The sequence below is a fragment of the Novipirellula sp. genome (genome assembly GCF_041583735.1).
Classification (GTDB): Bacteria; Planctomycetota; Planctomycetia; order Pirellulales; family Pirellulaceae; genus Novipirellula.
Window position 1 is genome coordinate 1 of sequence record NZ_JBFHFD010000237.1, and the last position, 12081, is coordinate 12081.

Here is a 12081-nt window from a genome sequence, read left to right on the forward strand (position 1 = left end):
CGAACTGAACCATCGGATCGGGATCGACGTCTTTTTTATCGAGTCCACTGAGCGTGTAAGTTCGTCGCATTTTCTCGATCGACATTCGATACTCCTCATCACCGTCTTGGTGTCCAAAAACAAACTAAAAACCGGCATTTTCGATAGTATTATTGCTATCAATGTGCCACGAAACCCTGGCTTTTTGCATAAGAATCCTGCTTTGGCGCGCCGCTTGCCTCATTTACTGAATGCTATACGCAAACTGCCAATATGACAGACATCTCAAACTACCTTCGGGATATTTACGATGGAATCATTAACTGGAAATCTTCTAGTTGCTTCCTCGCTTGCGACAGACCCCATTCTCACCAGAGGGGTATGCCTACTGGTTCACGATGACCACGAGAGCGTGATTGGCGTCATGCTCAACCGTCCAATGCATCCGAATCCGCAAGCATTGATGGCGATGCTCGGTGAACAAATGGCGTCCCAGACGCCTGGTGAGGATACTGCAGAGCCAGAAAAATTGGAGGAAGAGTCTAAAAATCGATTGCCAGGAAACCCCCAAGGACAATCTCTCTCGCAGCCGACGACGCCACCAACACCTTACTCCCCCGTGGGCATGGTCCACTTTGGAGGGCCGCTGTCAGGCCCTGTCGTTGCGATTCATCAGTTGAGCGAGTATGCCGAAGCCGAAACAGGCCACGGCATCTACGTCGCCGCTCAGAAGCAGCATCTCGAAGGGCTGGTCAACAAACAACCAGGCCCCTATCGGTTGATTATTGGCCACCTTGGTTGGGAAACCGAACGGCTCAATGCCGAGGTTGAGGCGGGACTTTGGCATATTGTTCCGGCCACGGCGGATGTCGTTTTCGAGAACGCCGACGAAATGTGGCCACGCTTGATTCGCCGAGCGACCTCACGATCGGTGGCGCGTTGGATCGGAATTCCTGACATGAGCGGAAATGCGGAGCTAAACTAAGTGTCGCATCGACGCGGTTGTTTGTGTCATGGACTTCCAACAGCGACGATATTCCGTAACATGGTCGCCTTGATCGTCTCGGTTGCCCCGAGTCTTTCAAGCCTTTGCGCACCAATCGGTGCCATTACCCTTTACCACTACCGTACCGAGAGATTGAAATCGCATGGGGCGACACGACGACGACGAGGAAATTAAACGTCCCTATCGAATTCAAAAGCGACGCTTGGGCACGATCCGTTTCGTCAGCCCCGATGGCGAATTCGGGTTTATCGATGCCGAAGATTTTCGTGAGGATGTGTTCTTTCATCGATCCGTCTTTGACGGCACCCTCGAAGGTGCTCCCCCACGCGGCCCCTACGATCGCGAAGTGCTTCCGTACGAATACATGTGGGTCGAGTATGAATTAGACGACGATTATTACGACAAAGAAAATCGCTTGCGAGCGAAACTGGTTCGTCGCAGCAATCGCCCCGAAGGCAAGAAATTATCGGGTCGCGATGCGCCCCACCTGATCGTCAAACATCACCCCAACGCTCGCAAAAAACGCCCCTCATGGCGTGATAAAGACGAGTCGTAACGATCATTGGCGGCCCTATTGGGTGGCCGCAGCGGGGGCCTCTTCGATCACTTTGGTGGTGTCGACCGCTTGAGCCTTGTCTTCGTCTTTCTCCTCGGCGGGCAAACGACCTCCGTTTTTCTGAGCGGTGATCATGTCCTCTTCAAGCGCCCGAATCTTTTCCGGATTGATTTGCCTGGACAATAAATCCTGCGTCTGTGAGAACATTTGGTCGATCTTCGCTCGTTGGTTCGGATTCTTGGCTCCGGGCTGGTTTAAAAACGCTGTCAGCTTTTTGTCCATGTCGTCGGCAATTCGTTCATGCGTCGGCTGTTCACGTAGCGAGTGCAGCAATTCTCGTGCTTCATCCATCTCACCCTTGCGAAGCCGCAGTCGCACGCGTGCCGCCAACAGTTCGCGAATCGCGACAAGATCGATGATCGCATTTTGGACCCCTCGGATGTAGGCTTCTGCTTGCAGTCGCATATCATCACCACTCAAGTCGGCGACGGCATGCGGGTTTAGTCCTGGCACCATTGGCAATCGTGCTAGAATCGCGCCGCCGTTTTTCACATACAACAGATGCAGTGGCGAGTCCGCTGCCTCGACGTCCAAACGCCCGTTCCAATCGGTTCGCCCCACAAAGGACATGTCACCGGTCTCGAGATTTTTGTCATAAATCTCGTAACCGATCAGCGGAAAATCGGGATCTTTCTGAGCATGCAGACGCAACATCGTCGACTTTCCGAACGGTCGACTTCGCAGCGCCATGCGAAACGTTCGCTTGTTGCTGCGGCCTTGCAACCCCCCGGCGCGGCCCGCATGAAAATCCATATCCATCAACGAATCCTTCTTTTCGGTCACCAGCAGATAGGCCCAATCGATTGGTCCAATTTGGATCGGGTTTCCATTGCGATCATTTTTGCGAGTCATCGGTTCGAGCACATCACCGACGTGGACCATCGCAGGCGACTTATCATCGAGAATCAAACCTCCGGCGCGAAGCAAACCCTTCGCATTTTTCTGTCCTGCGTCTTCAATGCGAACCACCGGTGCAAAGGCTTCGATCATTGTCCGCCCAATCGTTCCCGGCATCTCCGAGGGCTGCACAAAGTGCCGAGTTGCCACCGGACCAAAATGCCGCATCAACGTATCGAGCTCGACCACACTGACGGAGGCGGGCGAAACACTCTCTTCGATGCGAACCACGAAAATTTTGTCGTAGGAATCGATCGCTTCAATCACCAAACCACTCAGAGGCACCGGAATGATCTTGGCCTCGGGCTTATCAAGCAGTAGCGCCATTCCGCGTGAAACCAAGATCGCCTCGGTCGTAGGATCCTCCCACATTTTACTGACCGCAATCGCATCCCCTTCCAGGGCGCGTAGCTTGTCACTGACCCCATCGATCGAATCGTTTCCAATCTCGGCCGCCCGTCGTCGAACCTCGTCCATCATGCCCTGAGTGGTATACACGTCGCTGACAATTTCGCCGACGTTTGCAGCCGTTCGTAGGCGGACAGCATCCTCGTGATCGCGTTTGACGGCGACCACCGGATCGGAGGCAGAAATCGACTCGTAGGTCATCTCACCAAGATTTCGGTTAGCCGCATTGACGACCGCGGGGGGCGCATCGGCACAGTCCAACTGCCAAATGGCGGCAAAATCACGATCAAGAAACTCTTGAAGCGGCTGGCGAACCGATTCCGCACTGACTCGCGGTTCGTCCGAGACGATCCAAACAAGCACCTTGTACGGTGAAAAATCCCACGGCTCGACCTCGGCTTCGGCATCTTCGTTCGGGGCGGCCGCGTTGGCGGTCGTCGAAATCGGTGCCGCCGCATCACCTGATACCGACGCGGGCGGCGATTCAGCAGCCACTCCCTCGGCTCCCGTTAACGAAACCGCAGGCTGCGCAGCCCGATCCGGCGAATCTTCAGCGCAACCGAGCTGCATCACAAGAAACAGCGTGGCAGCGACGCAATAACCGAGGTTCCTAGCGAAGATTGTCATATCGAGAAATCCAAAAACACCACCTCTTCCAACCGGAAGTACGCGGCGACTCACTGATTCAATTGCCATTTATCCGCGTTCTGGTAGAGCGAGACGATATCGTTGCCGACCCCCGTCAATTCGCGCCGATAGGCATACGAATCGACCATTTGCCACAACGGCAATACCGGTAGTTCATGGTGTGCGATCGCGTGCAAATCAAGCAAGCCATCACGCACCATTCTCCAATCCCGGGCTTCTTCGATTCGCCGCAGTCCCAAGCCCACCAATTGGTCGCTGCTTCCCGCCAACCCCTCGGGCCCGAGCAAGCGACGCGCGTCAATGATCGGTTCCCAGATCGCGGCGGAGACGTAGACGATGTCGGCGGTGCCTGGATCCGGATACGTTCGCCCCACAGGAAGCTCGACCAACTCAATTTTCAAATCCAGCAATTGCCACTGGCTCATAATCGCTTCACATGCCACGCGAGACAAGTTGTCGGCGGGGAACGCTAACCGAATCGGCTTCATCTCAGGCACCGTCTCTTTCTTGCGATCGGCAATCGCTTTCATCTGGTTGGCATTGAGCGTCATCAATAACTTAGCCAAGCGGGGTTCATAGCGACGCGGCGCAATGCTCTTGTCATAGGCATACCCCAACGGGTCGTCCATTTCGATCCCCGCTGGGAACGGTCCCGAAACAACTTGGCATCCCGGCACCTCAAGTCCCTCGAGCAGTTCCCCATTGAGAATGTCGGCGCGGTTGATGCCATACACCAACGCGCGTCGAAACGTTCGTTCGGCCAAATACGCGTGATCCGAACAAGGAACCAACATATGGACGGTGGGAAGCGGATAGTTCTTGACGCGAATGTCGCGACTTTTGCTTAACCGAACCGCATCGGCGGGAAACAGTTGATCCAGCACATCCAATTCGCCCTGCAACAACATACTCACTCCGTCGCTAGCCGATGCTTGGCGTATTTCGACCACTTCGCGAAGTTGTGCTGGCGTCTCCGGTTCAGCCGCCAGAATATAACGAACCGTATCGTCGCTCTCGGCATCGCGTTTGTAAGCACCGGTGGGTGCTCCTTCTTTGCCCCCAAACCAGCTTCCATCAATGGGAATCTGCAACAAACACGAGGGCAACACATGCGGTCGACGCAGCGTGCACTCGACTCGCTTGGGGCCGTCCATCCCAATGGCTGTCACCGCGGCGGCCCAAGGCGAAAAATACTCGGGCGTATTGCGAGTGGCGCGTTCGGCAATCTTGTCCGCGATGGTGAAACCTTGAATCTCACTCAAAGGCGGCTTCAACTTCTCCGTTTCCAACACCAGATCAAATTGGGTTCGGTAAGGGGTTGTCTCGGTTTCGCCGAAGACAAAGTCATATTCCCCCCCCTCGGGCCCCGCGCCTTTCATTTCAAATAAGGTGCGATAAACCAAGCGACCCGCGCGACGCGATGCCCAATTATCAATTCGCGTTGGATCCAACACGGTGGCGGTTTGCAAAACGCCGACTCGCACCAGCGGATAGATCGTGTCGATTTTGCGGATCAGCTCTTTGCCCCCGTCGATATCAGGTCGCACGGCAACACTTTCGCGTGACAACGCCCGAGCGGCGCGATAATCCTTAGCCTCGAGTGCGGCGATCGCTTCGGTTTGTTTCTTCTGAGCCAGCTGCAAAAAAAGCTTGTTCCACTTCGAAATCGATGCTAAGCGACTCTCGCCGTAATCTTTTTCCAAGCGGGCCAGCATTTGCTGGGCATGTTCAAGGTCGCCGTCTTTGACAAGCTTGATCATCAATTTGTCGGTGACACCACTGAGGGCACCCAGGACCGTTTTCGGCTGGAACTCGGGCGCGTATCGCCACAGCTCTTCAAGCATCGCCAAGGTGGCTTCGAATTCGCCAGATTTGGCTCGCTTGATCGCATCCTTCCACAAAAACTCACTCCGCAACTTCCGCAACCCGGGTCGATTGGGATAGTCTCGAATCAAAACCGAGAGGAAGGGATAGGCTCCCTCGAAATCTTCTTCCGCAATCATCTCGGCGGTTTCTCGTTCCAGCCGAATTTCCCAGAGATCGATCTTCTCGATATTCTTCCAATCGGTGACGAATTTTTTTAATTCGATTCCAATCACCTCAAACTGCAGCACCCCCTTGGGTTCGCTGGGAATTTTCCGTCCTGGAAAATCCAACAAGCGAGCCTTGACCCAGCCGCCACCGGATTCCTCGGTGAGATAAATGATGTCGTGCGGTTCTTCCTGCAGCAATTCCAAGCCAACGCGATCAGGAACTCCCGAGTCAGAATAGTTGACGATTTGCGCCGACGCCGATCCTGCCCCGACGGTGCACAGCAACCAGACCCCCGCATAGAGAAGGCTTTGTATTTTGATGTTCATCAGATTCCCTTTACGATTTCGATGGAACATCGGTGATATAAACAACCCCTTCAGCCCCCGGTACCAACAAGTTCTTACCGACACTCAGTGGCGACGCAAAAATCGGCTGCCCCAAATCACTTTGGCCAAGGAATTCACCGGAGACAGAATCCACCGTCACCATCCATCCATCCTTGCCCGCCACTAATAACACGTTGCCGCTAAGCACGGTGGCTCCGACAATTTCGCCCTCGGGGACGGGTAACTCAAATTTCTGTTTGCCATCGGCGTCAAAGGCCCGCAGCACCGAATCGTCTGTTCGCAGCAATCCATATTCACTCGAGTCCCCCGCTATGACGGGGCCCCAATTAATGCGGCCATTCAGCAGGACTTTGAATTTCTCGTCCAGGCTGGTCAAATCATGCCCCACGACAAAATCGGCAGCAGGACCGGCCACCGAGGCCATCAAGTTGCTTCCGACCGCCGCAGTGGAACCTAAGAACGGAGCCTCCAACGCCTTCTTGGCGAGTTCACGAATCTGTTCTCCCACCCGTAATCGATAAAGCTGTTTGCGGCTGTCGGCGATCACCACTTGGTCGGGATCGTCTGGCATCGCAACCGGATTTGACCACGTCACCGACCCCTCGGGTGCACTCGCAGGCTGGAAAGGACTGCCTAACATTTGCCCGGTTTGCCAATTCATCAAAACAGCGCGGCCCGACGCGGTGGGCACAAACAAACCGCCCCCGGCGAACAACGCCCCCCCGCTGGCTTTGCCGGACAATGCCAATTGCAATTTCCGCAATTTCTCTTGGCGGCGTGTTGGATCGTAAACAATCACGTCTTCGGACGTTGCTTGATTGAGCATCAAACGCCGAGTCTCGTCAATTTTGATGGGGTTTTCGAAACGCATTGCGATCCCCGATCCTCCGGGGTTTTCGACCGGATTCGCCGTCGATCCACTCGCCAACGCATCACGATCAAGTTCAAACAAAGCCCCTTGGGTTGTCACCGCATGGAAGCCACCACCACCCGCGATCGGGACAATCATGGCGATCGGAACCCCGACATCGGTTCGCCAAATTTCGTCACCTGTTTTCGCATCCGCAGCGGTCACCCGAATGGCCGAGGTACCACGCAAAATCCGGGCATGAACCAAGGTATTTTCGCTTGTAAACGGTTGGCCGATAAAGCGATCCGCCTCGTGTTTGAACCAGTCCTGGACCACTCGGCCGGTGTTGATTTGCAACTCGTAGCGACCAATTCGCGTGCCGGTGATCCACATCTGCGATCGCCCCACGGCCATTTGCGTCGAGGTTGGCACATCATACGAGGCGACTTGACGTGCCACTTCGCTGACTTGTTCGCGTTTGGCCGTCGGTTCGACTTCGAGCACCGAGACTTGGCCAAGGTCAGTCAACACGATCAACTTTCGGTCCTGAATGATCGGTTTGACTTTGACGTTCCCATCCAAGCGAATCGATGGCTGCGCGACTTTTAATGCTTGGCCTTGTTCGTTCACTTTTAAAATGTGCACCCGGGTGTAATCGGTCCCGGCATTTTCGAGCACAAAGACGTGTCCCAATAACGCCACCGGTGGCACGGCCACGGTGCCTTCGGCGTGACCAATGTAAAACGTCTCGTAACAGGAACCGTCACGCGAATTGAGCACATAGAGGTTGCTATGGTTCCCGGGCACATAAGCCACCTTGGCTCGCTTATCGATCCCCGGCCCTACTTCCAGTGGCTGAGGAATCTGTGCGACCCAATTTGCCTCGCCCGAGTCGACATCCAGCGATGCAAGTCGGCCTGATTCGGTCGAAACGTACACCTCATCGGCAACGGTAACCGGCTCGCTAAAGAACTCGTCAATCACACTACGCCAGCGGAGGATGCCATCTTTGCCGTCACATCGCTGCACTTCAAGTTTGGCTGATTCGCTCAACAGGACTCCGGAACCATCGTCCAATCGCACCGGTAAATGATCTTGGCCATAGCCAACAAATTTGCGCCACAACAACCCACCGGTGTCCCCGGCAAATGCCAACATCGATCCGCCCGCACGCAGATACAAAATCTCGCCAATCAGATCGACCGCCTTACGGCCTTCCATTGCCGTCAACACGATGGAGCGATCATTTGCGTTCTGTTCTTTCGCATCCGCCAATTTTGGCACATCGCTGGCGGGTTTCACCAACGTTTTCTGAATGTCGCTGGCGGTCACAATCAACGACATCAACCGCTCGTTCTCGTACAGCTCTGGAAACTCTCGCAGCAATTGGGTGCGAACGTCATAAGCCTCTTTGGTCTTCTTGTCTTTAAGGAACGCATCCATGGCGAGGACTGATTCGTCCAACCGCACGTTGCGATTGATCTCGCGGCGGACGCGTTGACGCATCTCCGAGATTTCCTGCAACTTTCCGCCCAAAGTCGTTTTCATGGCGGAGCTCATGTAGTTTGGATTTTCCGTCAGCGTCAACTGCTCGTCCAACTTGCCAAGCAGTTTTTCTTTCTCGGTAGTCTCTTTTTCCTTATTGGCCACACGACCGATTTCGTAGGCAACGTCCACCAATAGTGCCGCTAGATTGGTGCGTTCTTCGTTAAGCCCTTGTTCGTTTTCGATCGCGGGCAGTTCTTTCTTCAACAGCTCCAACGCTTCGGTGGGATCGGTCATTTCCTTTGCCCGATAAAACTTGGACATCACGATCCGCACGCGGGCAATCGACGAGTACTGATGATTCTCGCCAAAGGAATCGAGAAAGCTGATGTAGGAATCTTGCGCCGGCGTAAATTGTTGTTGATCGTAGAGTTTGTTGGCATTGGCGATAAATTCATCCGCACTTTGCCGCGTCAACATGTAGAACAGGCCATAGCCGGACAACAGCAACAACACGATGATGCCAGCGAACCCATAGATCTTGAACGAATCCCAAACCGACTTGTGCTCTGGGGGTTTCGGACGGGTGCGTTTAGGGCGTGACGCGGCGGCACCGTTGCCTTGTCCGTTCTCTGTCACGGGGACGGCTTCTACGGCAACCGCTTCCACTGGCACGGCTTCGGCAACAAGCTCGCCCGATCCATCGTCCTCGGCGGCGACCTCAAAGACCTCTTCGCCCTCCTCTTCGGGCAGGATCGCCAGATCGTCCATGACCGCAACGTCGGCGACTTCGTCACCCGGTTGGGCATACTCCGCCGAGCGAAGCTCGCCAATTAGTTTAGTGGCTTGAAACCGTGTCAGTTGCCCATTATCGACCAGCAGCTTGGCTACCGCCTCGGGAGTAACTCGAGTCCCCTGCTCTAATTGTTCACGGAGCGCCTCGATGATTTCCTGGTCGAGCAATCCACCGCGTTCGAGCCGATCGATCAGTTCATTTGCAAGCATGTTTAACGACTATTTCTATTCTGTGATAAGACTCAATCAATGGGTGGGTGATGCGAAGCCAACGCCATCACACCTCCGTGTTTCCTACGATGCCCCTCAACCCGCAGTTCACCCCCGGCGAATTCACGCGGTACCCCTAGTCAAACTCTTCGACTTGGGTGACTTGTAATTCGGTATACCCTGCAATCGTCCCCGCATCCATGGCATCGACGAGAGCTTGTAGTTTTGCCATCTCGTGCACTTTGATGACTAATTTCATCGCATCACTGCCGCCCGGCACCGCCTCTTTGAGCGCTGAAATCAAGTTTTGCTTGCCCGGCGTTTCTCGTTCCCAATCGGCAGCCATCACCAAAAACGACCCGCGATCATCGATTTGGACTTCCACCGAATCAAGTTCTTCGGTCTCTTCGGGATCCGGGTTGCTGCTGGGCGCGTCGGTTTGCTGGCGAGGCATCTCGATCGATTTCTGCAGACTGAACGACGCCGTGACCATAAAGAAGATCAACAACAAAAAGGTCACATCGACCATCGGCGTCATGTCCAGTTCATCATCCTGACGAGGCTGACGTTTGGGCACTTCGTCGTCGTCATCGTCAACGACGGCGGGCTCTGCGGCAACGCGGGGCGGAGTCGCCACGGCGGCCGCTGCCGTAACCACCGCCGCTGGTGAAGCAAATTCACTCGACGCCGACGGTTCGAGCCCCTTGTCATTGCCGAAGCTGGTGAAATCATCGTCACCAAATTCGTTGTCGACCAATTCCACATCCACGATCGGTTCGGGAATCTCGGCTGGAACAATGTCGACAGGTTGCTGCGACTCGACGAGCTCAGGCACATCGACCTGCGCATCACAATCGGGACAACGCACTTGCCCTCCGGCAAAGCGGTCGTGGACGTTGTGCACTGCATGGCACTGTGAACAGGTAACGGGAATAGCCATCTTCTATTCCTCTTTAACCGCGATGTAAGTCGATTCGATGTCTTCGAATGCATCGCCGATAATCTGTTGAATGCGAGTCACCTTGCCGACTTTGACGTTCGCATCACCGAGCAACATGACTTGATTCTTGTTTTTACCGATCGATTTCTCGAGCTCCGAGGTGATGTATTCAATGATCTCGGTCGACTGAGTCGCTTCGTCTCGGCTGAACTCGCTGCCATCACGCTTCTTCAAGATCACTTCATCGCCCGCACCAGGATCGACAAAGATGATTGCCGAATCGTCCGCCGACACCGCCAATCCGTTGTCCGCCGACGGAATCGTGCCGATCTTGGTCGGGTCCATCTTGGAAGCGACCACAAAAAAGATCAGCAGCAAGAAGGTGATATCAATCATCGGCGTAATATCCATCTCCTCATCGTCACGCTTCTTGCGTGGCATCGCCAGATCATCCTCTTCTTCGAGAAGATCTTCGTGTACTGCATCTGCACTCATGATCGGTCGATCCTAAAAGTGAACATCATCTGCAAAAGGAACATTGCGTCCGCAGTGACCGCACGCGGCAGAGGCGATTGCGACGCCTCTGCGTTCCTCGTCGTTACGAGCGATAACGATCGCAACCATCACTCGACTTGTTTTATCTATCACCACGCCGACGCTAACGCTGCGGCGACTGCATGACTGTTTCAACAGGCTCGGCCGCTGTGGACGCAGGGGCCGCCGGCCCACCACCGGGCCATTTGAGAAGAGCTTCTTTGTACTGAGTCATAAAGCGAGCCAAACCGGAACCGACAAGGTCTTCCATTTTGGCAATCTTAATATTGACGTTGGCCACCAGGATCATCAGCGGAATCGCGATCGCCAAACCACATGCGGTGGTTCGCAGTGCGACGTTGATGTCCCCGGCCAACAACGAAGGCTCGACCGATTCAGAGGTGGCCAATGTCTTAAACGCTCCCATCATCCCGAACACCGTTCCGAACAACCCGATCATCGGAGCCGACTTGATCACCGTGCTGACCCATGAAAGCCGGTATTCCAGATCGCTCATGACGTCACGCTGAAAACGGTCCAAAACGAATTGACGTGCCCGTTTGTAGCCCAATTCGCGGTGGTGCATTGCCATCTCGATAATCTGCGGAATCGCCCGATTATCGCCTTCACAATACTCGGCGATTCCTTCGAAATCCCCGCCGCTGAGCATTTGCTCGACATCGTCCATGAAGACATCTTGCTCATCTTCGCTCTTGAACCGCTTCTGGTTCACTCGCGCCCAAACCACGGTGGCACAATAAAGTCCCCACAAAGCGGCTCCCGCAAGGGCAGCATACGTCGCTTGCGAGATGATATCGAAGATAGATATTTCAGCGAAAAGCATCGAGGATCTCGTCCTTCGGTGGATCAATAGAAAAGGGTTAAAGCAGCCGTCCCCATAGAGGTTCACTCAAAGGGGATGGCAATTCCAGCTTTATCCTAACGAATCCACCGATTTTTGGCGCGATTGCAACGAGCAAAACGGATCGAAAAAGTGACAACCGTTCCGCATAGCCGCGCAAAACGCAATTTCCCTGCCCACATCGGCCTGCAAACAGATGTTGCTTCCCAGCCAAAAGGTGGTGATTCGCATTTACACAGCACCCCTCCACGCTCTGGCGAGCGTAGCTACAAAGCGAGAGTTCGTACACGCAGTGCCCACTGACAAACGCCTTACTTGGACGCTTGGTACTCGGACGCTTGGTATTCAGAGGCTTGGTACCGCTGAGACGTCACTTGCCAAACCAGATCACCAGCGGAACGCTCGAGCGAAAACACCGTTCGCTGCACGCTTTGCAATGTTTCGCGTCCGTTGCGATTGGCATACGCCAG

Annotated in this window: 9 protein-coding genes; 3 read left to right on the plus strand and 6 right to left on the minus strand. The window is 54.6% G+C overall.

Translation table 11 applies throughout. The annotated features are described in order from the left end of the window. The 3 genes from ABX962_RS17820 to ABX962_RS17830 all read left to right on the plus strand — a co-directional run. The coding region (locus tag ABX962_RS17820) for a hypothetical protein (protein WP_372721389.1) at positions 1-256 on the plus strand (256 nt) is incomplete at its 5' end. A 33-nt stretch (positions 257-289) separates the two neighbouring features. Next, entirely contained in the window at positions 290-964 is a 675-nt protein-coding gene (locus ABX962_RS17825; protein ID WP_372721390.1) for a YqgE/AlgH family protein, read from the plus strand. 163 nt (positions 965-1127) lie between these two features. Beyond that, complete coding sequence (locus tag ABX962_RS17830) at positions 1128-1541, plus strand: cold shock domain-containing protein (protein ID WP_339939391.1); 414 nt, start codon at positions 1128-1130, stop codon at positions 1539-1541. Between the two features lie 15 nt (positions 1542-1556). On the opposite strand, the gene ABX962_RS17835 is transcribed toward ABX962_RS17830, so the two are convergent. From ABX962_RS17835 to ABX962_RS17860, 6 genes are all read right to left on the minus strand, one after another. Further along, the gene (locus tag ABX962_RS17835) at positions 1557-3533 is read right to left on the minus strand and encodes a hypothetical protein (RefSeq protein WP_372721391.1); all 1977 of its coding nucleotides are present in this window, start codon (positions 3531-3533) and stop codon (positions 1557-1559) included. Positions 3534-3583: 50 nt separating this feature from the next. Then, a complete protein-coding gene (locus ABX962_RS17840) occupies positions 3584-5914 on the minus strand; it encodes an ABC transporter substrate-binding protein (protein WP_372721392.1) in 2331 nt (776 codons plus the stop codon). A gap of 10 nt (positions 5915-5924) precedes the next feature. Then, a complete protein-coding gene (locus tag ABX962_RS17845) occupies positions 5925-9275 on the minus strand; it encodes a PQQ-binding-like beta-propeller repeat protein (protein ID WP_372721393.1) in 3351 nt (1116 codons plus the stop codon). A 136-nt stretch (positions 9276-9411) separates the two neighbouring features. Further along, positions 9412-10215: an ExbD/TolR family protein gene (locus tag ABX962_RS17850; RefSeq protein ID WP_372721394.1), complete on the minus strand. Its 804-nt coding sequence runs from the start codon at positions 10213-10215 to the stop codon at positions 9412-9414. Positions 10216-10218: 3 nt separating this feature from the next. Next, the gene (locus ABX962_RS17855; protein ID WP_339939381.1) at positions 10219-10710 is read right to left on the minus strand and encodes a biopolymer transporter ExbD; all 492 of its coding nucleotides are present in this window, start codon (positions 10708-10710) and stop codon (positions 10219-10221) included. 163 nt (positions 10711-10873) lie between these two features. Beyond that, positions 10874-11593: a MotA/TolQ/ExbB proton channel family protein gene (locus tag ABX962_RS17860; protein ID WP_372721395.1), complete on the minus strand. Its 720-nt coding sequence runs from the start codon at positions 11591-11593 to the stop codon at positions 10874-10876. Positions 11594-12081: the final 488 nt, after the last annotated feature.